We start from the raw sequence: 26,009 nt of genomic DNA, 5'->3' as shown, positions 1-26,009 counted from the left end.
TGAAGTCCCGACACCAGGGGGAACGCGCACAGATGGAAGCACGGAATCCGTTTTTCCTCGACGTCTTCGACGGCCTGGCCGCGAGAATGCCCGACGCCGTCGCGGTCGAGTTCCGCGGCACCCGGCTGACCTACCGCGAACTGGCCGACCGGGCCGGGGCGCTGGCCGCCGAACTGGCCCGGCAGGGGGTGGAGCGGGGCGCCGTGGTCGGCATCGCCACCAGGCCCTCGCTCGACCTCCCGGTGGCCGTCCTCGCCGTGCTGCGCACCGGCGCCGCCTGGCTGCCGCTCGACCCGGCCTACCCGGCCGACCGGCTCGCCCACATGGCCGCCGACGCCCGCCTGGAGCTGGTCGTCGGCGACGCCGGGCTGCCCGGCCCGGCCCCCGTCCCGGACGTCCGGACGATCGACCCGGCGCAGGGCTCCGACCCGGCCGGCCCCCGGGCGGCGACCGAGGACGGACAACTCGCGTACGTCATCTACACCTCCGGCTCCACCGGCCGCCCCAAGGGCGTGGCCCTGCTCCAGCGCGGCCTGGCCAACCTGATCGCCGCCCAGGCCGAGGCGTTCGGCGCCGGCCCCGGCCACCGCGTCCTGCAGTTCGCGCCCACCAGCTTCGACGCCTCGGTGTTCGAGACGGTGATGGCGCTGGCCACCGGCGCCACCCTGGTGCTCGCCCCGCGCGACGACATCGCCCCCGGACCCGGGCTCGGCGACTTCCTGCGCGAGCGGCGGATCAGCCACCTCACCGTGCCGCCGTCCGTGCTCGCCACCCTGCCCGACACCGACCTGCCCGACCTGGAGGTGCTGGTCTGCGCCGGCGAGGCGCTCCCCGAGCCGCTCGCCGAACGCTGGCTGCCCGGCCGCCGGATGTTCAACGCCTACGGCCCCACCGAGACCACCGTCTGGGCCACCGTCGCCGAACTCGCCCCCGGCGGCGGCAAGCCGTCGATCGGCCGCGCCATCGCCGGCGCGCACACCGCCGTCGTCGACGCGGAGCTGCGCCCGGTGCCCGACGGCACCCCCGGCGAACTGCTGGTCGGCGGCCTCGGCGTCGCCCGCGGCTACCTGCACCGCCCCGACCTGACCGCCGAGCGCTTCGTCCCCGACCCGGACGGCGGGCGGCCCGACGCGCTGCGCTACCGCACCGGCGACCTGGTGGTCCGCCGCCCGGACGGCGACCTGGAGTTCCTCGGCCGGATCGACCACCAGGTGAAGATCCGCGGCTTCCGGATCGAACCCGACGAGATCGCCCGCCGGCTCGCCGAGCACCCCGACGTCGCCGACAGCGTGGTCACCGCCCCCGACCTGGGCGCCGGACCCCGGCTGGTCGGCTACGCCGCCCCGGCCCCGGGCGCCGTCCTCGACCCCGCGCGGCTGCGCGCCCACCTCGCCGCCCTGCTGCCCGCGCACATGGTGCCCGACACCGTGCTGGTGCTGGAGCGGATGCCGCTCACCCCCAGCGGCAAGATCGACCGCGAGGCGCTGCCGCTGCCGCAGCGCGCCGAGCCCCTCGACGCCGGGCAGGAGCCCGCCACGCCCACCGAACGGGCGCTGGCCGCGATCCTCGCCGACCTGCTGGCGGTCGACCGGATCGCCCGCGACGACGACTTCTTCGCGCTCGGCGGCCACTCGCTGCTGGCCGGCCGGCTCGCCTCCCGGGTCCGCTCCGAACTGCACCGTGAACTGCCGCTGCGGCAGATCCACGAGGCCCGCACCGTCGCCGCGATGGCCGCCCACCTCGACTCCCCGGACGCCGCGCCCGTCGTCCCGCGGATCACCGCCGCCGCCGACCGGGCGCTGGGCGTGCCGGTGCCGCTCTCCTTCCCGCAGGAGCGGATCTGGTACCTGGAGGAGCTGGCCCCCGGCAACCTCGCCTACAACGCCCAGGCCACCATCCGGCTGCGCGGCCCGCTCGACCCCGCCGCGCTGAACGCCACCCTCACCGAGATCGTCCGCCGGCACGACGTGTTCCGCACCGCCTTCCGCGCCGTCGACGGACAGCCCCGGCAGATCCCGCTCGCCCCGATGGACGTCGACCTGCCGCTGCACGACCTCAGCGACGAGCCCGACGAGGCCGCCCGCGAGAAGCGCGCCGAGGAGATCGTCCGGCGCACCGTCGACGCCCCCTTCGACCTGGCCGCGCCGCCGCTGGCCCGCTGGGTGCTGATCCGGCACACCGCCGAGGACCACACCCTGGTGCACGTCGAGCACCACCTGGTGCACGACGGCTGGTCCTACGCGCTGTTCCTGCACGAGCTCCAGGACATCTACCCGGCGCTCGCCGCGGGCCACCCGTCCCCGCTGCCCGAGCCGCCGATCGGCTACACCGACTTCTCCCGCTGGCAGCGCGAGTGGCTGCGGGGAGCGGTGCTGGACGGCTACCTCGACCACTGGACCCGCGAACTCGCGGGCGTCCCGGCCGCGTTGGAGCTCGCCACCGACCACCCGCGGCCCGCCGACCAGTCCTTCGCCGGCGCCGCCGTCCGGATCGACCTGCCGTCCGGCCTGGCCCGCGCGCTGCGCAGCCACGCCCGCTCCCGCGGCGTCACCCTGTACACCGCGATGCTCACCGGCTTCGCCGCCCTGATGTCCCGCTACAGCGGCCAGCACGACCTGGTGGTCGGCACCGGCATGGCCAACCGCCGGCTCGCCGAGATCGAGCAGATGATGGGCATGGTCGTGAACACCGTGCCGCTGCGCATCGACCTCTCCGGCGCCCCCGGCTTCGACCGGCTCGCCCAGCGGGTGCACGCCACCGCCGGCCGCGCCCACCAGTGGCAGGACACCCCGCTGGACCGGCTGGTCGAGGCGCTCGACCTGCCCCGCGACCCGTCCCGCAACCCGCTGTTCCAGGTCATGTTCAGCTTCCACGACTCGCAGCTGCCCGACCTGGAGTTCGCCGGCCTGAGCGGCAGCGTCCTGGAGCGGCACAACGGCTCCGCCAAGACCGACCTGAACGTGGTCGTGCTGCCCCGCGCCGAGCAGCGGGCCGGCCACGGCGTGGCCGACGACGACGCCCCGATCACCCTGATCTGGGAGTACGCCACCGACCTGTTCGAGCCGGAGACCGTCCGCCGGATGGTCGGCCACTACTTCACCCTGCTGGCCGCCGCCCTCGACGACCCCGAACTGCCCTACGACCGGCTCGACCTGCTCCCGGAGGCCGAGCGCCGCCGGGTGCTCGACGCCGCCGCCGGGCCCGCCACCGCCTACGGCGCCGACCGCACCATCGGCGGCCTGTTCGCCGAACAGGCCGCCCGCCACCCGGACCGGACCGCGCTGGTGCACGGCGAGCGCTCCGCCACCTACCGGGAGCTGGACGAGGAGTCCAACCGGATCGCCCACCTGCTGCGGCGGCGCGGCGTCGGCCGGGACACCCCGGTGGGCGTCCTGCTGGAGCGCGGCGACCGGATGGTCACCGCCCTGCTCGCCGTCCTCAAGGCGGGCGGCGGCTACGTGCCGCTCGACCCCGGCTACCCGCGCGAGCGGATCGCCGCGATGCTCGCCGACACCGAGGCCCCCGTGGTGCTCACCCGCGCCGACCTGACCGGCCTGGTCCCGCCTGGCACCGCCGAACCGCTCGCCCTCGACGCCCTGGCCGAGGAGCTGGCCGCCGCCCCCGCCACCGCCCCCGAGACGGACGCCGCCCCCGACGGCCTGGCCTACGTCCTGTTCACCTCCGGCTCCACCGGCCGCCCCAAGGGCGTGATGGTCGAGCACCGCTCGGTGCTGCGGCTGGTCAGCGCGACCGACTACGTGGCGTTCGGACCGGACGAGTGCTTCCCGCAGATCGCCGACGCCTCCTTCGACGCGCTGACCTTCGAGGTGTGGGGCGCGCTGCTGCACGGCGGCACCCTCGCGGTGATCGACACCGAGGAGGTGCTCACCCCCGGCGGGCTGGGCCGGGCCCTGCGCCGGCACGGCGCGACCAGCATGTTCATCACCTCCGCGCTGTTCACCGAGGTGATGGGCACCCACCCCGACACCTTCGCGGGCCTGCGCCACCTGCTGGTCGGCGGCGACGTGCTCAACCTCGCCCGGATCCGCCAGCTGCTGGAGCGCCCGGCCGACGGCCGCCCCGCGCACCTGCTGAACGGCTACGGGCCGACCGAGACCACCACCTTCGCGGTCTGCCACCCGATCCGGGACCTGCCCGCCGACGCCACCTCGGTGCCGATCGGCCGCCCGATCGCCAACACCACCGGCTACGTGCTCGACCGGCACCTGAGCCCCGTCCCGACCGGCGTCCCCGGCGAGCTGTACGTCGGCGGCCCCGGCGTCGCCCGCGGCTACGCCGGCCGGCCCGGGCTCACCGCCGACCGCTTCCTGCCCGACCCGTTCGCCGCCGACGGCTCCCGGATGTACCGCACCGGCGACATGGTCCGCACCCGCCCCGACGGCAGCCTGGACTTCCTCGGCCGGGCCGACCACCAGGTCAAGATCCGCGGCTTCCGGATCGAGCCCGGCGAGGTCGAGGCGGCCCTCGCCGCGCACCCCGCCGTCCGGCAGACCGCCGTCCTGGTCGACGACGCCCCCTCCGGGCGCCGCCTGGTCGCCTACCTGGTCCCGGCCGACGCGCCGCTCCCGGTCGCCGAGCTGCGCGACTTCCTGGCCGCCGCACTGCCGCCCTACCTGCTGCCCGCCGCGTACGTGCAGCTGCCCGCGATGCCGCTGACCGCCAGCGGCAAGATCGACCGCGCCGCGCTGCCGCCGGTCGGCGACCGGGACCTCGCCGCGGACGACCGGGTCGAGCCCCGCACCGCCACCGAGCGGGAACTGGCCGGACTGGTCGCCGAACTGCTCGGCGTCGCCGCGATCGGCGCCACCGACGACTTCTTCGCGCTCGGCGGCAACTCGCTGCTCGCCATGCGCACCGTCGCCCGGGTCAACGAGCTGCACCGCACCGAGGTCCCGCTGCGCCGCTTCCTGCAACTGCCCACGGTCGCCCGGCTGGCCGCCGAGGTGGACGCCGCCCGGGCCGCCGCCGACACCCCGGCCGCCGACACCGGCACCGACGGCGTCCAGGCCCCGGCCCCGGCCGCCGGCTACGGCGAGGACCTGCTCGACCGGCTCCACGAACTGTCCGACGACGAGGTCGAGGCGCTGCTGCGCGACCTGGCCGAGAACGAGGTAGAGCGATGACGGCCACCACCCCCGACTCCCCGGACGCCCGCCGGGCGCTGCTCGCCGAACGGCTCCGGCAGCGCCTCGCCGAGCAGCACCACCCGCTGTCCTTCCCGCAGCAGCGGCTCTGGTTCCTCGACCAGCTCGACCCGGACAACCCGGTGTACGTGGTGCCGATGGTCCACCGGATCACCGGCCCGCTGGACGCCGCGGCGCTGGAGCGCGCGCTGACCGCCGTGGTCCGCCGCCACCAGGTGCTGCGCACCGTGTTCCGCCCGGTCGACGGCGCCCCGCGCCAGTTCGTCCGCCCGGCCGAGCCGATCCCCGTCCCGCTGGTCGACCTGCGCGGCCTGCCCGACCCGCTGGCCGAGGCCGAGCGGCTGGCCGAGGAGGAGGCCCGCCGCCCGTTCGACCTGGAGCAGGACCTGATGGTCCGCCCGCTGCTGCTGCGGCTGGACGCCGAGGAGCACTGGTTCTGCCTGAGCCTGCACCACATCGCCTGCGACGGCTGGTCGCTGGGCCTGCTCTCCGGCGAACTCTCGGCGCTGTACCGGGAGTTCACCGAGGGAACCGAGGGCGCCGAGGCGGCGCTGCCCGCCCTGGAGACCCAGTACGCGGCCTTCGCCGAGCAGCAGCTGGCCCGGCTCGGCGGCGAACCGCTGGCCGAGGCGCTCGACCACTGGCGCCGCCGCCTGGACGGCGCGCCCGCGCTGGCCACCCTGCCCGCCGACCGGCCCCGGCCGCCGCAGCAGAGCTACGCCGGCGCGCACCTCGACTTCCCGGTCGACCCGGCCACCGCCGACCGGGTGGACGCGCTGGCCCGGGCCTGCGGCGCCACCCCGTTCGCCGTGCTGCTGGCCGCGTTCGCCGCCCTGGCGCACGCCCACACCGGCGGCGAGGAGGTCATCGTCGGCTCGCCGGTGGCGGGCCGCGCCCGAGCCGAACTGCACCCGCTGATCGGCTTCTTCGCCAACACCGTGGTCCAGCGGATCGACGTCTCCGGGAACCCGGCCTTCCGCGACCTGGTGCTGCGCGCCCGGGACGAGAGCCGGGCCGCGGTGGCCCACCAGGACCTGCCGTTCGAGAAGCTGATCGAGGAGCTCAACCCGGTCCGCGACCCGGCCTACAACCCGCTGTTCCAGCTGATGGTCAGCTACCACGAGGGCGGCTCCGACGGCCTCGACCTGCCCGGCTGCACGGTCCGGATGGTGCCCGGCGACACCGCGAGCGCCAAGTTCGACCTGACGCTCAGCCTGACCCGCTCCGGCGAGCGGCTCACCGGACGGCTGGAGTACGCCACCGACCTGTTCGACGAGGCGACCGCGCAGGCCCTGGCCGCCCAGTTCCGCACCGTGCTGGGCGCGGCCACCGCCGACCCGGACCTGCCGATCGGCCGGCTGCCGGTGCTCTCCGCCGAGGAGACCCGGCGCATCCTGCACGAGTGGAACCCGGCCCCGTCCGCCGCCCCGGCGGCCCCGATCCACCGGCTGATCGCCGAGCAGGCCGCCCGCACCCCCGACGCGCCCGCCCTGGTCGCCGCCGCCGACGCCCCCGAACAGGCGATCAGCTACCGGGAGTTGGACGAGCGCGCCGAGCGCCTGGCGGCCCGGCTGCGGGCCCGCGGCGTGGGCCGGGACGTGGTGGTCGGCATCCACCTGGAGCGCTCGCCCGACCTGGTGGTCGCGCTGCTCGCGGTGCTCAAGGCCGGCGGCGCCTACCTGCCGCTGGACCCGGCCTACCCGGCCGACCGGCTGGCGTTCATGGTCGAGGACTCCGGCACCCCGGTGATCGTCACCAGCGGCCCGCTCGCCCGCCGCCTCGCGGACGGCCCCGCCGCCCTGCTCCGGATCGACCAGGACGACCACGACGGCCACGACGGCCCGGTCGGCCAGGCCGCTCCGGCCGCTCCGGCGTCCCCGGAGGCCCCGGCGTCCCCGGAGGCCCCGGCCGAGGAGAGCCCCGACCAGCTCGCCTACGTCATCTACACCTCCGGCTCGACCGGCCGCCCCAAGGGCGTGATGCTCACCCACCGCAACGTGCAGACCTTCTTCAGCGGCATCGACCGGATGCTCGACGGCGACCCGCCGGCCGGCTGGCTGGCCGTCACCAGCGTCTCCTTCGACATCTCGGTGCTCGAACTGCTCTGGACGCTGGCCCGCGGCTACCGGGTGGTGCTCCGCGGCGACGAGCCGACCCCGGCCGAGGCCCGCGGCGGCGCCGCGGTCACCGCCGCGGTGCAGACCCGCCCGGTCGAGTTCAGCGTGTTCTACTTCGGCGGCGACCAGGGCGGCGACCCGGAGGACGCCTACCGGCTGCTCACCGAGGGCGCCCGGTTCGCCGACCGCAACGGGTTCAGCGCGGTGTGGACGCCCGAACGGCACTTCCACGAGTTCGGCGGCCTCTACCCCAACCCGGCGGTGACCGCCGCCGCCGTCGCCGCGATCACCGAGAACGTCGCGGTGCGGGCCGGCAGCGTGGTGCTGCCGCTGCACGACCCGCTGCGGGTCGCCGAGGAGTGGTCCGTGGTGGACAACCTCTCCGGCGGCCGGGTCGGGATCTCCATCGCCTCCGGCTGGCAGCCCGACGACTTCGTGCTCGCCCCGGAGAAGTACGCCGACCGCAAGAAGGTCATGATGACCGCGCTGGAGGAGGTGCGGCGGCTGTGGCGCGGCGAGCGCACCGTGCGCACCAACGGCGTCGGCGCCGAGACCGAGGTGCGGGTCTTCCCCTCCCCGGTCCAGGCCGAACTGCCGGTCTGGGTCACCAGCGCCCGCAGCCCGGAGACCTTCCAGCTGGCCGGCGAGGCCGGCGCGGGCCTGCTCACCCACCTGCTCGGCCACAGCGCCGAACAGCTCGCCCGCAAGATCGAGCTGTACCGGGAGTCCTGGCGGGCCGCCGGCCACCCCGGCGACGGGCACGTCACCCTGATGCTGCACACCTTCGTCGGCACCGACCGGGACGCCGTCCGGGAGACCGTCCGGGCCCCGCTGTGCGCGTACATCAAGTCCTCGCTGGACCTGCTCTCCGGCCTCAGCCAGGCGCTCGGCAGCGACCTCGACCTGCGCGCGCTGCCCGAGGCCGAGCTCGACCAGCTGGTCGAGCGCGCCTTCGAGCGGTTCTTCGAGACCTCCGCGCTGCTCGGCACCCCCGCCGACTGCGCCGACCAGGTCGACCGGATGAAGGCCGTCGGCGTCGACGAGGTCGCCTGCCTGATCGACTTCGGCGTCCCGCACCGCGAGGTGCTCGACTCGCTGCCGCTGCTCGCCGAGGCCCGCGAACTCAGCGAGCAGCGCCGCCGCACCGCCCTGGCCGACGAGCCGATCGCCACCCAGCTGACCCGCCACCGGGCGGCCGCCCTCCAGTGCACCCCGTCGGTGGCCGGCGTGCTCCAGCGCGAACCGGACTCCCGCGCCGCGCTGGCCGGCCTGGACCGGCTGCTGGTCGGCGGCGAGGCGCTGCCGCCCGCGCTGGCCGCCGAACTCGCCGCCCTGCTGCCCGGCCGGGTGCACAACATGTACGGGCCCACCGAGGCCACCGTCTGGGCCACCACCGCGCGGGTCGGCGCCGACGGGCCGGTCGCCATCGGCCGCCCGCTGGCCAACGTCCGCGCCTACGTGGTCGACCCGCACCTGCGGCCGGTCCCGGACCGGGTGCCCGGCGAACTGCTGCTCGGCGGCCCCGGCATCGCCCGCGGCTACCTCGGCCGGGCCGCGCTCACCGCCGAGCGCTTCGTCCCGGACCCGTTCTCCGGCGAGCCCGGCGCCCGGCTCTACCGCACCGGCGACCTGGTCCGCCGCCGCCCCGACGGCGAACTGGAGTTCCTCGGCCGGCTCGACCACCAGGTCAAGGTGCTCGGCCACCGGATCGAGCTCGGCGAGATCGAGGCCGTGCTGGCCGCCCACCCCGAGGTCACCGAGGCGGTCGCCACCGTCCGCGGCAGCGGGGACCACGGTCGGCTGGTCGCCTACTGCGTGCCCGCCGCCCGCGGCGAGGACGCCGAACCGCCGACCGCCGCCGCGCTCAGGGCGCACGCCGCGCTCACCCTGCCCGACTACATGGTCCCCGCCGACCTGGTGCTGCTCGACGCCCTGCCCCGCACCCCCAACGGCAAGGTGGACCGCAACCGGCTGCCCGACCCGCAGGCCCGCCCCGCCACCGCCTACCAGGCCCCCGGCAGCGACCTGGAGCGGCAGGTCGCCGAGGTGTTCGCGGCCGTCCTGCGCGCCGAACGGATCGGCGTGGAGGACAACTTCTTCGAGTCCGGCGGCAACTCGCTGCTCGCCGTCCAGGCCAGGAGCCGGCTCCAGCCGGTCCTCGGCGACACGCTCTCCCTGGTCGACCTGTTCCGCTACCCGACCGTCCGCACCCTGGTCGCCGCCCACGAGGGCGCCGACCGGCGGCGCGCCGAACGGGAGCAGGACATCGAGCAGGTCCGCGAGGCGGCCGGCCGGCGCGCCGCCGCCCTCGCCCGCCAGGCCCGGCTGCGCCGTGATCGGAAGGACGCGCGATGACCAGCCCGCAGCAACCGCAGGCCCCCGAGGAGTACGAGGTCGAGCCGGTCGCCGTGGTCGGCATGGCCTGCCGGGTGCCCGGCGCCGACACCGTCGACGGGTTCTGGCGCAACATGCGCGACGGCGTCGAGTCGATCACCCGCTTCACCCGGGAGGAACTGCTCGCCGCCGGCGTCGACCCGGCCACCGCCGACGACCCCGACTACGTCCCCGCCGCCGGGTACCTCCCGGAGGCCGACGCCTTCGACGCCGCCTTCTTCGGGTTCAACGCCCGCGAGGCGGAGACCATGGACCCGCAGCACCGGGTGTTCTGCGAGACCGCCTGGCAGGCCGTCGAGGACAGCGGCCACGACCCGGCCCGGTTCACCGGGGAGGTCGGCGTGTTCGCCGGCACCTTCATGAACAAGTACCTGATGGCCAACCTCTCCACCAACGCCCGCTTCCAGCGCTCCCCGATGGCCCCCGTCGCCCGGATGTTCAACGACAAGGACTTCCTGGCCACCCGGGTCGCCCACACCATGGACCTCACCGGGCCCGCGCTGACCGTGCAGACCGCCTGCTCCACCTCGCTGGTCGCCACCCACCTGGCCTGCCAGTCGCTGCTCAACTACGAGTGCGACACCGCGCTGGTCGGCGGCGTGGCGATCAACCTGCCGCTGAAGAGCGGCTACCCCGCCGCCGACAGCGGCCTGTTCAGCGCCGACGGCCACTGCCGCCCGTTCGACGCCGACAGCGGCGGCACCGTGCCCGGCAACGGCGCCGTGGTGCTGGTGCTGCGCCGGCTCAGCGAGGCGCTCGCCGACCGCGACCACGTCTACGCGGTGATCCGCGGCTCCGCGATCAACAACGACGGCTCGCTGAAGGCCGGTTACGCGGCGCCCAGCGTCGACGGCCAGTCCCGGGCGGTCGCCGCCGCCCTCGCGGTGGCCGGCGTCGACCCCGCCACCGTCGGCTACGTCGAGACGCACGGCACCGCCACCCGGGTCGGCGACCCGATCGAGGTCACCGCCCTCACCCAGGCGTTCGACTCGCCCGGCACCCGGCCCGGCCAGTGCGCGCTCGGCTCGGTCAAGGCCAACATCGGCCACCTGGACGCCGCGGCCGGCGTCGCCGGACTGATGCGCGCCGCCCTGGCCGTGCACCACGCGGTGATCCCGCCGACCGTCAACTTCACCGCCCCCAACCCCGACCTGGCCCTGGAGCGCACCCCGTTCCACGTCCCCGCCGAGGCCGCCGACTGGCACACCGACGGCACCCCGCGCCGGGCCGGCGTCAGCTCCTTCGGCGTCGGCGGCACCAACGCCCACGTCGTCGTCGAGCAGGCCCCCGCCCCCGCCGAGCGCACCGGGCGGGCCCGCGCCTGGCAGCTGCTGCCGCTGTCCGCCCACACCAAGGAGGCCGCCGACCGGGCCGCCGACCGGCTCGCCGACCACCTGGCCGGCCCCGGCGCCGCCGCCCCGCTCGCCGACACCGCCTTCACCCTCCAGGACGGCCGCCGGGCCTTCCCGGTGCGCCGCTTCGCGGTCTGCACCGACCCGGCCGACGCGGTCTCCGTGCTGCGCGGCGCCGAACCCGAGCGGCTCACCACCCGCACCGTCCGCGGCGGCCGCCAGGAGGCGGTGTTCACCTTCCCCGGCGGCGGCATGCAGCACCCCGACATGGGGCTGGACGTCTACCGCTCCGAGGAGGTGTTCCGCGCGGAGGTCGACCGCTGCGCCGCGCTCCTCGAACCCCGGCTCGGCTACGACCTGCGCCGGCTGCTCTTCCCGTCCGCCTTCACCCCGCTGGAGGGCCGCGAACTGCGCGGCGGCGCCGCCACCATGGGCCGCGACCAGGGCGCCGGGGTGATCTCCTCGCTGTTCACCGTCGAGTACGCGCTGGCCCGGCAGCTGATGGCCTGGGGCGTGCGGCCCGCCGCCCTGCTCGGCCACAGCCTCGGCGAGTACGTCGCGGCCTGCCTGGCCGGGGTGTTCCCGCTGGAGGACGCGCTGGAGATCACGCTGGCCCGCGGCGAGCTGTTCGCCGCCATGGAGCCCGGCCGGATGCTGGTGGTCCAGCAGCCCGAGGCGCTGCTCGCCCCCCGGCTCGGCGCGCGGCTCTCGGTCTCCGCCGTCAACGCCCCCGACCTCACCGTGGTCGCCGGGCCGGACGCGGACGTCGCCGCGCTGCTCACCGAACTGCGCGCCGAGGGCGTCGACTGCCGCAAGGTCAGCGTCCCGGTCGCCAGCCACTCCTGGATGGTCGAGCCGCACCTGCCCGAGTTCACCCGCCGGGTCTCCGCCCTGACCCTGTCCGCCCCGCGGCTGCCGGTCGTCTCCAGCGTCACCGGCCGCCCGCTGACCGCCGCCGAGGCCACCGACCCCGGCTACTGGGCCCGCCACCTGCGGCAGCCCGTCCGGTACGCCGACGGCCTGCGCACCGCCCTGGACCGGCCTGGCCGGGTCCTGCTGGAGGTCGGCCCGGGCCGGGCGCTCACCGCGCTCGCCGCCGCCCAGCGGCTGGCCCCCGCCCCGGTGGCGATCCCCACCATGGGCCTGCCGCGCGACCCGGTGCCCGACCTGGCGCACCTGGTCACCGCCGTCGGCCGGCTCTGGCAGCAGGGCGTCGAGGTCGACTGGCCGGCCTTCCACGGCCCCGCCGACCCGCGCCGCGTCCCGCTGCCCGGCTACCCGTTCGAGCGCACCCGGCACTGGGTCGAACCCGGCCGCAGCGCCCTGGCCGAACCCGCCGCCGAACCGGACACCGCCGCCCGGGACACCGCACCGGACACCGCCGGAACCGCCCTGGCCCAGCCCGACGACGCGCCCCGCACCCCGCGCGAGCTCCAGGTCGCCCGGATCTGGTGCGACCTGCTCGGCCTCGAACGGATCGGCGTCGACGAGGACTTCTTCGACCTCGGCGCGCACTCCCTGATGGTCACCCAGGCCACCCGCCAGCTGCGCCGCTCCGGCATCTCCACGCTCTCCGCCCGGGACGTGCTGCGGGCCTCCTCGGTCGCCGCGCTCGCCGCCCTGGTCGACCGCCTCGCCGACGGCGCCGCCGCGGCCCCGCCGGCCGGCCCGGTGCTGGAGGACGAGGTGCGGCTCGACCCGGCGATCACCGCCGAGGGACTGCCGCCGCTCCAGGACGGCCCGCCGCGCACCGTGCTGCTCACCGGCGCCACCGGCTTCGTCGGCGCGTTCCTCTGCGCCGAGCTGCTGGCGAGCACCGACGCCACCGTGCTCTGCCTGGTCCGGGCCGCCACCGAGGCCGAGGGCGAGGAGCGGCTGCGCGCCGTACTGGACTCCTACGGCCTGCCGCAGCCCGCCGCCCGCCGGCTGCGGGTGGTCACCGGCGACCTCGCCCAGCCGCTGCTCGGCCTCGGCGCGGAGCGCTTCGCCGCCCTCGCCGAGCAGGTCGACACCGTCCTGCACTGCGGCGCCTGGGTCAACTTCGTCCGCCCCTACCGGGCGCTGAAGGCGTCCAACGTGCTCGGCACCCAGGAGGTGCTGCGGCTGGCCACCACCGCCCGGCTCAAGCCCGTCCACTACGTCTCCACCCTCGCCGTGCTGGCCGGCGCGGTGGTCGGCGGCGCCACCCTGATCCGCGAGGACGACCCGCTGCCGCCGCCGGTCGGCCACGACACCGCGTACAGCCAGAGCAAGTGGGTCGCCGAGGGCCTGATCGGACTGGCCCGCGAACGCGGCGTCCCGGTCGCCGTGCACCGGGCCGGCGCGGTGCTGCCCGACAGCCGCAACGGCGCCGCCAACAGCGAGGACTACGTCACCAAGGTGATCCAGGGCTGCGTCCAGCTCGGCCTGGCCCCGCTGCGCCGCTACCCGCTGGCGGTCGGCACCGTCGACCACACCGCCCGGCAGGTCGTCCAGCTGCTGGCCGACCCCAAGTCGCCGGGCCGCACCTTCCACACCATCAGCCCCGACACCCTGGAGTGGAACGAGATCTTCGACCGGATCCGGGAGTTCGGCTTCCCGGTCCGCAGCGTCCCGTTCCACGAGTGGCGCGACGCGCTGATCGAACAGGTCGACCGGGACGGCGAGGACAGCGCCCTCGCCCCGCTGATGGCGATGATCGGCGAGACCCCCGACCGGGCGATGCCGGTGATGGACAGCGCCAACACGCTGGCCCTCACCGACCCGCGCACCTGCGCCGCCCCGCCCCTGGACGCCGACTACTTCACCCGGATGCTCGACTTCTTCGTCCGCCGGCGCCTGCTGCCCGCGCCCGCCGACACCGACGCCGACCGGGACCCGCAACCCACCACCACGGAGAACTGACATGGCCCTGCTCCTGACCGGCGCCACCATGATCGACGGACTCGGCGGCGACCCCGTCGCGCGCGCCTCGGTCCTGGTGGAGGACGACAAGATCGCCGGGATCGGCGTCGACGGCCCGGCCGGGGACGCCGACCTGGTCGACCTCAGCGGCCTCACCCTGCTGCCCGGCCTGATCGACGCCCACGTGCACATCGGCCACTCCAGCGAGATGCGCGCCGTGCTCAACCTGGAGGTCTCGGTCGCCGAACGCGCCGCCGACATCTTCCGCACCCTGCGCGAGACCATCGACGCCGGCTTCACCGCCGTCCGCGACTGCGGCGGCATCGACCACGGCGTGCTGCGCACCGTCGGCCGCGGCCTGGTGCCCGGCCCGCGGATCTGGGCCTCCGCCTCGCCGCTGGTCCAGTGCGGCGGCCACGGGCACCTGGGCTCGCCGTTCGCCCCGCCGGACGACAGCTTCCACTTCCGGGTCCGCGGCCTGACCGCCGTCGGCCGGATCTCGGACGGCTGCGACGAGGTCCGCAAGGCCGCCCGCGAGTGCTTCCGGCAGGGCGCCACCTTCCTCAAGATGGCCGTCACCGGCGGCGTGGTCTCCATCGCCGACTCCCTCGACGACACCCAGTTCACCGTCGAGGAGATCGCCACCGCCGTCGTCGAGGCCAAGGCCCGGCACACCTACGTGACCGTGCACGCCCACAACGTGCACGGCATCCACAACGCGGTCAAGGCCGGCGTGGAGTGCGTCGAGCACGGCACCGGCATCGACGAGGAGACCGCCGCGATGATGGCGGCCGGCCGGGTCAACCTGGTCCCGACCCTGGCCATCGCCAAGGTGCTCGAGGAGAACTTCGACCAGCACGGCCTGCCCCCGCAGATCCGCGAGCGGGTCGGCGACACCATGCAGGGCATGATCGACGGCCTGCTCGCCGCCCGCGAGGCCGGCGTGCTGATCGGCTCCGGCTCCGACCTGATCGGCCCCAAGCAGGACCGCCGCGGCCTGGAGATCGCCCTCAAGGCCAAGGTGCTCGGCGCCGCCGAGGCGATCCGCTCGGCCACCTCGGTCAACGCCAAGATCATGCGGGTCGACGACCGGATCGGCTCGATCGAGACCGGCAAGCTGGCCGACCTGATCGCCGTCGACTTCGACCCGCTGGCCGAGCCCGAGCTCTTCGACGACCCCAGCCGGGTGGTCCTGGTGGTCAAGGGCGGCCGGATCGTCAAGGACACCCGCAAGTAGCACCCGACCGCCGGGCGGCCCCGCGCCGCCCGGCCGCGCCGGTGCCCGCACCCGCGCCCGCACCGGCGACCGCGCCCGCGGCCGGAACCGCACCGGCGGCCGGAACCGCACCGGCGGCGGCACCCGCCGCCGCACCCGCGACGAGAGAGGCAGCCCACCGTGTCCGACAGCACGCCCGAGTACCTGGTCGTGGTCAACCACGAGAACCAGCACTCCATCTGGGAGGCCGCCCTGCCGGTCCCCGCCGGCTGGACCCCCGAAGGCTTCACCGGCCCCAAGGAGGACTGCCTGGCCCGCATCGAGGAGGTGTGGACCGACCTGCGCCCGCGCGGCCCGCGCACCCACGCCTGAACACCGTCCCGTCCGGGGGACGGGGGAGGAGACGAGCAGATGGTTGACTGGACGGCCGCGCCCCGGCCACCGCTGGTGATCGGCATCGGAGGCACCGGCAGACCGGACTCGACGACCGAGCGCGCGCTGCGCCTCGCGCTGGACGGCGCCGCCCGGGCCGGCGCCGAGGTGCGGATGTTCGGCGGCGAGGACCTCGGCCGACTGCCGGTGTTCCTCCCCGGCCGCGGCGAACCCACCGCCGCCACCCGGGAGTTCCTCGACCAGGTGGCCCGGGCCGACGGCTTCGTGCTGGCCAGCCCGAGCTACCACGGCGGGGTCGCCGCCCTGGTCAAGAACGCCCTCGACCACCTGGAGGAACTGCGCCACGACCCGCGCCCCTACCTGGACGGCCGGGCGGTCGGCTGCGTGGTCACCGCGGCCGGCTGGCAGACCGGCGGCGGCACCCTGGCCTCGCTGCGGGCCACCGTGCACGCCCTGCGCGGCTGGCCCACCCCGCTCGGCATCACCGTCAACTCGGCCGAGCAGAAGCTGCGCGACGACGGCACCGAGGCCGACCGGCGCTGCCTCGAACAGCTCGCCCTGGTCGGCCGCCAGGTCGCCGAGTTCGCGCTCGGCCGCTCCTTCGCCCCCCGGGCCGCGGCGGGAGCCGCCCGATGAGCACCGAGACCGCGACCCCGGCGGCGACCGCGACCCCGGCCGCCGCCACGGAGGCCCCCGCCCCCGCCGCGCCCGCCCCCGCCGGGCGGCCGACCACCGCGCAGCGGATCGCCGAGCACCTGGCCCGCCGCGAGGAGGCCCGCCGCCCCGGCTCGCCGCGGGCCGCCCGCCGCCGCCGGGCGCTGGGCAAGTTCACCGCCCGGGAGCGGATCGAGCTGCTGCTCGACCCCGGCTCCTTCCTGGAGACCGACCCGCTGGTGCGCCACCGCTCCAGCAACTTCGGCCTCGACGCCAGCCGCCCGGCGGGCGACGGCGTGGTCACCGGGACGGGCACCGTCGACGGCCGCCCGATCTGCGTCTACGCCCAGGACGTCACCTCGCACAACGGCAGCGTCGGCGAGATGTTCGGCGTCAAGGTCGGCAAGCTGCTCGACCTGGCCCTGCAGACCGGCTGCCCGGTGGTCGGCATCAACGACTCCAGCGGCGCCCGGCTCCAGGAGGGCGTCCTCGCGCTGGCCGCCTACGGCCAGGTGGCCCGCCGGGTGGTGACCGCCTCCGGGGTGATCCCGCAGATCTCGGTGATCATGGGCGTCTGCGCGGGCGGCGCGGTCTACACCCCGGCCGCCACCGACTTCGTGGTGATGGTCGAGCGGACCTCGCACATGTTCGTCACCGGCCCGGACGTGATCCGCTCGGTGACCGGCGAGAGCGTCGGCCTGGAGGAGCTCGGCGGCGCCGCCGTGCACGCCCGCCGCACCGGCAACGCGCACTACATGGCCACCGACGAGGAGGACGCCCTCCTCTACGTCAAGGAGCTGCTCTCCTTCCTGCCGAGCAACAACTGCGTGGACCCGCCGGTCTTCCCGGCCCCCGAGACGGTGGAGGTGACCGCGGCCGACCTGGAGCTGGACGCCGTGATGCCGGACGCGGTGGAGCAGGCGTACGACATGGCCGAGGTGCTCGACCGGATCCTCGACGACGGCGAACTGCTGGAGGTGCACCCGGAGTTCGCCCCGAACATCCTGTGCGGCTTCGCCCGGATCGAGGGCCGCAGCATCGGCGTGGTCGCCAACCAGCCGAAGTTCCTGGCCGGTTCGCTGGACATCGACGCGGCCGAGAAGGCGGCCCGCTTCGTCCGCTTCTGCGACGCCTTCAACCTGCCGATCCTCACCCTGGTCGACGTGCCCGGCTTCCTGCCCGGCACCGTCCAGGAGTACGCCGGCATCATCCGGCGCGGCGCCAAACTGGGCTTCGCCTACATCGAGTCGACCGTCCCCAAGGTCACCGTGATCGTCCGCCGGGCCTACGGCGGCGGCTACGCGGTGATGGGCTCCAAGGAGCTCGGCGCCGACCTGTGCCTGGCCTGGCCCACCGCCGAGATCGGCGTGATGGGCGCCCGCGGCGGCGTCGACGTGCTGTTCCACCAGCGGATCGCCGCCGCCGACGACCCGGAGGCGGCCCGCCGCGAACTCACCGAGGAGTACGAACGGACCGTCATCAGCCCGTACGTGGCCGCCGAGCACGGCTGCATCGACGACGTGATCACCCCGTCCGAGACCAGGGTCTCGGTCATCAAGGCCCTGCGCGCACTGCGCACCAAGCGAATGGCGCCGCCGTACAAGAAGCACAGCAACATTCCGCTCTGAGGGGGGAGTTGTGGGCGAGCCGCGGAGGAAGCAGCGGGCCTGTTCGGCACGACGCCGTGCCGAACAGGCCCTGAACGCCAGACTGGAGACCTTCATCCAGCAGATCGCCGGCCTGCCGCCCGGCGCGCTAGGCCCGGTCCCCGGAGGAGGTCCCGACCCGCGGCCGGTCCACGGGCACCGGATCCCCCTCCAGCCGTTCGCGAGTGATGATCGCCGAGACCGCCGCCCGGTTGGCCACGCCCAGCTTCGCGAAGACGTTGGACAGGTGCATCTCCACGGTCTTCTCGGAGATGTGCAGGCACTTGGCGATCTGCCGGTTGGTCAGGCCGTCGCCGAGCAGCCCGGCGATCTGGCGCTCCCGGCCGGTCAGCGCGGTGACCGTCCGCTCTGAGTCGCCCGGCCTGGTCCGGGGCGCCCCGGCCGCCAGCCGGCGGCGCTCCGAACGGGCGGCCCGGGCCAGCACCGGGGCGCCGAGCTGGTTCAGCGCCGACTCGGCGGACTTCAGCTCCCGCCCGGCCTCCTCGTGCCGGCCCTGCTGCCACAGCGCCGCCCCCAGCACCACCCGGGCCCGCAGCGCGTCCAGCGACCGGCCGGCCAGCTCCAGGCCCTGCACGGCCTGCTGCGCGGTCGGCACCGCGTCCGCCCGCTGGCGGGCCAGCAGCACGTGCGCGCGGGCGAGTTCGGCCAGCGCGTAGCGGCCGGGCTTGTCCAGCCGGGCCGCCGCCGCCCAGGCCCGGTCGGCCCACACCCGGGCCGCCTCGGGCTGCCCCAGGGCCAGCTCGGCCCGGGTCAGCAGCTCGTACCAGGCGACCCGGCTGCCCGCGTCGGCCTGCGGCAGGTCGGGCCCGCCGGCCTTCGCGATCAGCGCCAGGCAGCTCTCGGCGTCCCCGTTCAGCAGCTTCGCCTCGGACAGCGCCCGCAGCGCCATCATCTCCTTCCACCCGCCCGCCGACCGGGGCGGCTGCACGGTGGCCTTGCCGGCACTGGTCAGCGCCTCCACCCGGCGGCCCTGCGCGATGTCCACGTACGCCAGGATCGCGTACGAGTTGACCAGCGCCTCCGGGCTGCCGGACAGCTCGGCCAGGTACACCGCGTGCTCCGCGGTGGAGCGCGCCTCGGCCAGCCGGGCCCGCTCGCACAGCACGTACGCCTGCCCGGCCAGCAGGTGCGGCAGGAACAGCCGCGAACCGGACCGGGTGGCGAACTCGGCGCCCTTGTGGAAGTGCCGCAGCGCGTCGTTCCAGCGCTCCAGCAGCACGCCGCTCCAGCCGATCCACACGGTGGCGTCCAGGCTCTGCGCCAACTCGCTGTCCAGCATGCTGTCCAGCGTCGCGGTGGCGCTCGCGTGGTGGTCCAGCGCGGGCGCCGGCCGGCCGACCGCGCTGGCGGCCATCGCCATCACGCCCAGCGCGGAGGCCTGCAACGGCCGGTGCCGGAGCTGGGCGGCGATGGCCAGCACCTCCTCGGCGGCCCGGTAGGCGCCGTCCGGGTCGCCGCGGTGCAGCAGCCCGGTGGACACCTCGAACTTGAGCATCGCGCAGGCCGGGGTGACCTCCTCGCCGAGCGCCTCCAGCTCGCGGTGCAGCAGCGCGGCGGTCTCCTCCGGGCGGCCCAGCAGCCGCTGCACCTTGGCGACCGAGGCGACCGCGACGGCGTGCTCGGCCGCGTCCCCGGTGGGGAGCATCTCCAGGGCCTGGTGCATCAGGTGGCGGGAGTCCAGCAGCCGCCCGGACAGCGCCTGCGCCTCGGCCAGTTGCAGCATCAGCCGGCCCCGCTGCGGGTCGTGCCCGGGCCCCTGCGGCAGCGCGTGCAGCGCGGTGGTGAGCCAGGCGCAGGTGGCGTCCGGGTCGTCCAGCGAGACGGCCCGGGCGGCGCTCTCCAGCAGGCCGATCGCCTCCTGGTCGCCGTAGGCCGTGCACTGCTCGACGTGCGGGGCCCGCTCCATCGCGGACGCCCCGCGGGCGCACAGCGCCGCGTCGGCCCGGCCGTGCATGCCGACCCGCCAGCTCAGTTCGCTGTTGTGGTACACCGAGCGGCGCACCACCGGGTGCCGGAAGGCGAAGTACTGGCCGGGGACGACCGGCCGGATCAGGTCGCGCCGGATCAGCTCGCCGATCGCCATCAGCACCGTCGCCGACGACAGGCCGAGCAGCTCGGCGACCAGGCCCACCTCGAACTCGTCGCCCAGCACCGCCGCGGTCTCCGCCACGCCCCGGGTCTCCGGGGCCAGCGGGGCGATCTCCTTGTCGAAGGCCACGTAGCAGTCCGAGCGGGACGGCTGCGGGGTCAGGCCGCCGTCCAGCGGGGCGGTCGAGACCGCCTGCTCGGCCAGCAGCACCTTCAGGTACTCGGGGTTGCCGCCGCTCTCCCGGTGCAGCCGGCGGCGGGTGACCGAGGTGGCCACCCCGGCCAGCAGTTCGTCGTAGTCCTGCTCCAGCAGCGGTTCCAGGTGGAGGTGCTCGACCGGCATCTCCTTGGCCCGGCCGCCCAGGGCCCGCAGCAGCGCGCCGGTGTTCTGCCGGTCGCGGTAGCCGAGGACGAACAGCGTCGACGGCCGGGGCGGGTGCCGTAACAGGTCGGCCAGGGTCTCGACGGACTGCGGGTCGGCCATGTGCAGGTCGTCCATCACCAGGACCAGCGGGCCCGGCGGGTAGGCGTCCAGCGACCTGCGCACCACCTGGCCGCCCGACACCCCGGAGAGCCCGGGCAGCTCCTCCAGCCCGGTCATGCCCTCCGCGAAGGTGCCCAGCGGGATCTCCGAACGCTCCTCCGCGGTACGGAAACTGAGCACCACGGCCTCCGCGGCGCGGGCGATCCGGGAGAACTCGCCCAGCACCGTGCTCCGGCCCACGCCGGCGTCGCCGGTCACCTTGACCAGGGCCGTGCCCCCCCGGGCCACCAGCCGGTCCAACGCCCCGCCCAGCGCCTCCAGCACCCGGCCGCGCCCCACCAGGGGACCGCCGTTCCGGGTCCGTGCCGGCTCCGCCCCGGCCACCGACCGGCCGACGTTGGTTCGTCGGCGCCGGTGATCGTTCCCTGTGCTGCTCATACGACTCTCCCCGTAGGTCGTCTCGGCCACGTCGATCGAGCGCCTCCCGGTCCGTTCCGGCGGCCCGCACCTCCGGCGCGGGAGGGAACCGCAGGGTTCACCGGACCCGGGAACTCCGTACCCCAGGGTAATCCCCACTGCCCCGCCGCACAGGGTTGATCCAGACTTGACGCGTACTCGGGCTGCCCTCGGCAGCGCGGCCGTGACCGCCCGGCCAGCCTTTCCCTGGAGGGGAACTCGTGAGCACTCGCATGTACGCACTCCCGGTCGAACAGACGAGGTGGGAGGTCCCCAGTGGCGCCACCACGGTCTTCGACTGGGAGTACGACGAAGGCCGTGACCGCCTGCTCGGCCTGTACGAGAAGGGCAAGCAGAAGCAGTGGGACGCCGCCGACCGCCTCGACTGGTCCATCGAGGTCGACGTCAACGACCCGATGGGCGTCCCCGAGCAGACCATCGCGATCTACGGCTCCCGGGTCTGGGACAAGCTCAGCCAGGCCGAACGCGGGACCGTGCGCCACCACTTGACGGCCTGGCAGTTCTCCCAGTTCCTGCACGGCGAGCAGGGCGCGCTGATCTGCGCCTCGAAGATCGTCCACACCGTGCCCGACCTGGACTCCAAGTTCTACGCGGCGACCCAGGTGATGGACGAGGCCCGGCACGTCGAGGTCTACTCCCGTTACCTGCGCGAGAAGCTCCAGCTCGCCTACCCGATCAACCCCGGCCTCAAGGCCCTGCTGAACGACGTCATCTCCGACTCCCGCTGGGACATGACCTACCTCGGCATGCAGGTGCTGATCGAGGGCCTCGCGCTGGCCGCCTTCGGCCTGATCCGCGACACCGCCACCGAGCCGCTCGCCCAGGCCCTCAACACCTACGTCATGCAGGACGAGGCCCGCCACGTCGCCTTCGGCCGGCTCGCGCTGCGCGACTACTACCCGCACCTCACCTCCGCCGAGCGGGCCGAGCGCGAGGAGTTCTGCACCGAGGCCTGCCACCTGATGCGGCAGCGGTTCATCGGCGAGGAGGTCTGGCGCAACCTCGACGTCGACGCCGACGAGTGCATGGAGTTCATGAAGAACTCGGTCCACTTCAAGACCTTCCAGAGCCACCTGTTCTCCCGCATCGTGCCGACCCTCAAGGACATCGGCCTGTTCGGCGACAAGATGCGGGCGACCTTCGCCGACATCGGCATCATCGGCTACGAGAACCACGACATCGAGTCGCTGATGGAACAGGACGAGAAGATCGCCGGCGACCTCGACCGGGCCCGCATCCTCCAGGTCGAACAGGCCATCAAGCTCGGTGCGCGCGAAGAGGACTGACCGCGCGCCACCTCCCCGGGGCCGACCGCCCCGCCCGCGTCCACGACACAGGAGTACCAAGCAGTGACGACGCCCGCACCCACCCGCACCGCGCGGGAGTACCGGCTGGTGACCCTGACGGCGTCGGGAGGAACCTTCCTCGCGATGCTCGACTCGACCGTCACCAACCTGGCCGTTCCCAAGCTCCACCACGACTTCCCGGCCGCGTCGCTGACACAGCTCTCCTGGGTCATCACCGGGTACGCGGTCATGTTCGCCGCGCTGCTGGCCCCCGCGGGCCGGCTCGCCGACGTGCTCGGCCGACGGCGCCTGTTCGTCTTCGGCATCGGCGCCTTCACCGTCGCCTCGCTGCTCTGCGCCCTCGCCCCGAACATCCCGGTGCTGATCGGCATGCGGATGCTCCAGGGCATCGGCGCGGCGGCGATGATCCCCGCCTCGCTCGCCATCCTGCTGCTCGACGGCCCGGCCGACGGCCGGGTCAAGTCGATCGGCCTGTGGAGCGCGGCCTCCGCGCTGGCCGCCGCCGTCGGCCCGACCGTCGGCGGCATCCTGGTCGACCAGCTCGGCTGGCGCTCGGTGTTCTACATCAACCTGCCCTTCGGCATCCTGCTCACCGTCTCGGCGCTGCGCCTGCTCGCCCCGGCCCCCCGCCCGGAGGGCTCCCGACTGCCCGACCCGCTGGGCACCGTGCTGATGGCGGTGGGCGTCGGCCTCCTCACCCTCGGCGTCACCGAGGGCGTGACCTGGGGCTGGCTGTCCGTCAAGACCGTCGTGGTGCTGGTGGCCGGCCTGGCCGCCCTCGCCCTGGCGCTGCTGCGCTCCACCAGCCACCCGGTGCCCGCCGTCGAGATGACGCTGTTCCGCAACGGGGGCTTCGCCGCCACCAACGTGGTCTCGCTGCTCTACGGCATGGCCCAGTACCCGTGGCTGCTGGTCGGCGTGCTCTACATCACCGACCTGTGGCAGTACTCCGAGATGGAGGCCGGCCTGGCGATGACCCCCGGCGCCATCTTCGCCTCCGTCGCGGCCCTCAACATGGGCAAGATCGCCCCGAAGATCGGCGGCCCGCGCGGCGTCACCCTGCTCGGCCTGGTGGCGATCCTGGCCTGCGGCTTCCTGATGATCTTCGGCCTCACCAGCCACGCCGCCTTCCTCGCGCTCTGGCTCCCGGCCGGCTTCATCGTCGGCATCGGCATGGGCGCCACCACCATGGGCACCTCCAGCGCCGCCGCGTTCTCCGCCCCGCCGACCAAGTTCGCGGTCGGCAGCGGCGTCAACACCACCTCCCGGCAGTTCGGCGGCGCCCTCGGCATCGCCGCCCTCGCCGTCATCATGCAGAACAGCGCCACCGCGGACGGCGGCCACACCCTGGACTCCTACCGCAACGTCTACATCTTCTGCACCGTGGTGGTCGCCCTGGCCCTGGTGGTCAGCTTCATCTGGCTGAAACTGACCCCGCCGGCCGCCCCGGCCCCCGCCGCCCCGGCCGCGCCCGCCGGCGACAAGACCAAGGAGGGCGCCCGGTGACGACCGCCCCCGGCGGTCCGAGCGGCGCGGTCGCGCCGGTGGCCCTGGTCACCGGCGCGACCCGCGGCCTGGGCCGGGAGATCGCCCGGCAGCTGGCCGAACGCGGCTACACCGTGTTCGCCGCCGCCCGCGACGAGGAGCGCGGCCGGCGCACGGCCGCCGAACTGGCCGCCGCCGGCGACGTCCGCCCGCTGCGGCTCGACGTCACCGACCACGACTCGGTCCGGGCCGCCGCCGAGGCGGTCGCCGCCGAGTCCGACCGGCTCGACCTGCTGGTCAACAACGCCGGCATCACCGGCATCCCGCGCGGCACCCTGCGCCCGGTCGAGGACCTGACCGTCGACGACCTGCGCGCCGTCCTGGAGACCAACCTGGTCGGCCCGTTCGCGGTCACCCAGGCCCTGCTCCCGCTGCTGCGCAAGGCGTCCGGCCGGGTGGTCAACCTGACCAGCTCGCTCGCCACCTTCGCCCGCACCGGCCCCGGCACCGCGCCCGGCCGCCCCGACCTGCTCCCCTACAACGTCTCCAAGGCCGGCCTGAACATGGCCACCGTGCTCTACGCGGCCGCCCTCCGCGACAGCGGCGTCACCGTCCACGCGGTCTCCCCGGGCTTCGTCGCCACCGACATGAACAACCACACCGGCACCAGGACCGCCGAGGAGGGCGCCGCCGCCGTCCTGCGCCTGGCCACCACCCCGGCCGACGAGCTCCCCGACCGCTCCTTCCTCACCGAGGGCGGCCCCATCCCCTGGTGAACGGCCACCCTCCCGGTGCGGTGCCGGCGCCCCTCCCGAACCCCTACGATGCACGTCTGTGGCTGACGAGGAGTTGCGGGCGGCACGGGCGAAAGCCGGTGAACTCGCCGCGGAATTAAGCACGTTGCTGGGTGAACGCCCCTCGGTGACCTGGACCGGGGGCGGCGCGGTCCGGGTGGCCGTCCGCGTCCGCGGAACCGACGACCGCGAGTCGACCACGGCCGTCCTCGCCGTCCTCGCCCGGGGCGACCGCTTCGGACACCGCAGGTCCCAGGGCCGGGAGTACCTCTGGCTCGAAGTCGGCGGCGCACCCACCACGGACGACGACTGGTGACGGCCGGGCCGGCCACCCACCGATCGGTGGCCGGCCCGGCCGTCACCACCCGGGAAAGCGCCGCCCGGAAAAGCGAGAAGACCCCTGCTGAGCAGGGGTCTTCGCTGGTGTCCGAGGGGGGACTTGAACCCCCACGCCCGATAAAGGGCACTAGCACCTCAAGCTAGCGCGTCTGCCATTCCGCCACCCGGACCGGGTGTTCACCTCGGGGCTTCCTCGCGGCTGCCCCCTGGCGACAGAGAGAACACTACCAGGCCCGGGGAGTGCTTCTCACCTGCGTTTTAGGGGGCCGGGACGGCCGCCGCGCGGCGAACGGGGCGGAACCGGACAAGCCGGGCGGCGGGGCGGGCGCCCGGCGGGTGATTGCGCTGGTGGGCGGGGTCGCGGGCGATTTCGGACGGGCGTTCTGGCGGCAACAGTGGGCCCGCGGCGGGACGGGACCGGCCAGGACGACGCAGAACGCGTACCGAATCGGTCGGGAACCTTCACGACACGCGTAGTTCCAGTCCCGGTGCGGGTCGCCGGGGAGTGCTCTCCTAGCCTCTGTGCACCAGGGAGCCTTGAGCGGAACGCCCGATTCCCGACAGCCGCCGCCGGTCGGACCCCGGCGCGGGAGCCTCCCGTCACCGCGTGAAGGGCGGCAAGCAGTGGAACAGACGGACAAGGCGGTCCCCGACGCCGCGAGCTGGTGGCCGGGCCGCGCCCCCGGCCCCCGGCCCGCGCCCGGCCCGGAGACCGGGGTGTGGCGCTTCTCGGCGGTCTCCCACGAGGCGTCGGTGCCGCGCACCCGGCACGCGGTGCGCGACCGGCTGCTGGCCCAGGGGATGGCGGGGGAGCGCTACCAGGAGCTGGTGGACGACCTGCTGCTGATCGTCTCCGAGCTGGTCTCCAACGCCGTCACGCACGCGGCGGTGCTCTCGCCCGAGGTGGTGTGCGAGCTGGTCATCGGCGCGGACCGGGTGCGGATCTCGGTGGTGGACGGCCACCCGTACCGCCCCCGGGCGCAGGAGAACGACCCGGCCCGGCCGGGCGGGCGCGGGCTGCTGCTGGTCAAGAGCATCACCCTGCAGGCGGGCGGCGCGTGCGACGTGGAGCGCACCGAGGACGGCGGCAAGGTGATCTGGGCCAGCCTGCCGCTGCCCGCCGCCGGGGCGGGCCCGGAGGCCGACCCCGACGAGGACGACAACTGAGACGACCGCCGGACCGGACCGGACGGA

Annotated in this window: 13 protein-coding genes and 1 tRNA gene; 12 read left to right on the top strand and 2 right to left on the bottom strand. The window is 75.0% G+C overall.

The window, feature by feature from the left end:
• Positions 1-32: 32 nt before the first annotated feature.
• The 7 genes from K353_RS16430 (at position 33) to K353_RS16395 (ending at position 17,802) form a co-directional block, all read left to right on the top strand.
• The gene (locus tag K353_RS16430; protein WP_111554340.1) at positions 33-5,144 is read left to right on the top strand and encodes a non-ribosomal peptide synthetase; all 5,112 of its coding nucleotides are present in this window, start codon (positions 33-35) and stop codon (positions 5,142-5,144) included.
• Entirely contained in the window at positions 5,141-9,637 is a 4,497-nt protein-coding gene (locus K353_RS16425; protein ID WP_111554339.1) for a MupA/Atu3671 family FMN-dependent luciferase-like monooxygenase, read from the top strand. Before K353_RS16430 ends, K353_RS16425 begins: the two co-directional genes overlap by 4 nt.
• On the top strand, positions 9,634-13,911 hold the full coding sequence (locus tag K353_RS16420; protein WP_111554338.1) for a type I polyketide synthase: 4,278 nt from the start codon (positions 9,634-9,636) through the stop codon (positions 13,909-13,911). The genes K353_RS16425 and K353_RS16420 overlap by 4 nt, the downstream gene beginning before the upstream one ends.
• A 1-nt stretch (position 13,912) precedes the next feature.
• The gene (locus tag K353_RS16415) at positions 13,913-15,148 is read left to right on the top strand and encodes an amidohydrolase family protein (protein WP_111554337.1); all 1,236 of its coding nucleotides are present in this window, start codon (positions 13,913-13,915) and stop codon (positions 15,146-15,148) included.
• Between the two features lie 159 nt (positions 15,149-15,307).
• Positions 15,308-15,499, top strand: coding sequence for an MbtH family protein (locus K353_RS16405; RefSeq protein WP_111554336.1), 192 nt, complete (start codon positions 15,308-15,310; stop codon positions 15,497-15,499).
• A 39-nt stretch (positions 15,500-15,538) separates the two neighbouring features.
• A complete protein-coding gene (locus K353_RS16400) occupies positions 15,539-16,156 on the top strand; it encodes an NADPH-dependent FMN reductase (RefSeq protein ID WP_111554335.1) in 618 nt (205 codons plus the stop codon).
• On the top strand, positions 16,153-17,802 hold the full coding sequence (locus K353_RS16395; protein WP_111554334.1) for an acyl-CoA carboxylase subunit beta: 1,650 nt from the start codon (positions 16,153-16,155) through the stop codon (positions 17,800-17,802). Before K353_RS16400 ends, K353_RS16395 begins: the two co-directional genes overlap by 4 nt.
• A 127-nt stretch (positions 17,803-17,929) precedes the next feature.
• Here K353_RS16395 and K353_RS16390 read toward each other — a convergent pair whose 3' ends face one another.
• Complete coding sequence (locus tag K353_RS16390; protein ID WP_111554333.1) at positions 17,930-20,851, bottom strand: LuxR family transcriptional regulator; 2,922 nt, start codon at positions 20,849-20,851, stop codon at positions 17,930-17,932.
• Between the two features lie 239 nt (positions 20,852-21,090).
• Here K353_RS16390 and K353_RS16385 point away from each other — a divergent pair, with 239 nt between their 5' ends.
• The 4 genes from K353_RS16385 to K353_RS16370 all read left to right on the top strand — a co-directional run bounded on the left by K353_RS16385 (position 21,091) and on the right by K353_RS16370 (position 24,792).
• A complete protein-coding gene (locus tag K353_RS16385; RefSeq protein WP_370447611.1) occupies positions 21,091-22,176 on the top strand; it encodes a ferritin-like domain-containing protein in 1,086 nt (361 codons plus the stop codon).
• Positions 22,177-22,239: 63 nt separating this feature from the next.
• Positions 22,240-23,703, top strand: a complete 1,464-nt coding sequence (locus tag K353_RS16380; RefSeq protein ID WP_199528122.1) for a DHA2 family efflux MFS transporter permease subunit — start codon at positions 22,240-22,242, stop codon at positions 23,701-23,703.
• Positions 23,700-24,458, top strand: a complete 759-nt coding sequence (locus K353_RS16375; protein ID WP_111554331.1) for an SDR family NAD(P)-dependent oxidoreductase — start codon at positions 23,700-23,702, stop codon at positions 24,456-24,458. Before K353_RS16380 ends, K353_RS16375 begins: the two co-directional genes overlap by 4 nt.
• A 58-nt stretch (positions 24,459-24,516) precedes the next feature.
• Positions 24,517-24,792: a hypothetical protein gene (locus K353_RS16370; RefSeq protein WP_111554330.1), complete on the top strand. Its 276-nt coding sequence runs from the start codon at positions 24,517-24,519 to the stop codon at positions 24,790-24,792.
• A 105-nt stretch (positions 24,793-24,897) separates the two neighbouring features.
• Here K353_RS16370 and K353_RS16365 read toward each other — a convergent pair.
• Positions 24,898-24,985: transfer RNA gene (locus K353_RS16365), tRNA-Leu, on the bottom strand.
• Positions 24,986-25,439: 454 nt separating this feature from the next.
• On the opposite strand from K353_RS16365, the gene K353_RS16360 reads away from it, so the two are divergent.
• Positions 25,440-25,982, top strand: coding sequence for an ATP-binding protein (locus K353_RS16360; RefSeq protein ID WP_111554329.1), 543 nt, complete (start codon positions 25,440-25,442; stop codon positions 25,980-25,982).
• Positions 25,983-26,009 lie beyond the last annotated feature (27 nt).

Origin of the sequence: Kitasatospora sp. SolWspMP-SS2h (genome assembly GCF_003259315.1) — a bacterium.
GTDB lineage: Bacteria > Actinomycetota > Actinomycetes > Streptomycetales > Streptomycetaceae > Kitasatospora > Kitasatospora fiedleri.
Note: the sequence above shows the minus strand (reverse complement) of the source record. Positions and strands in the feature narration are given on the sequence as shown.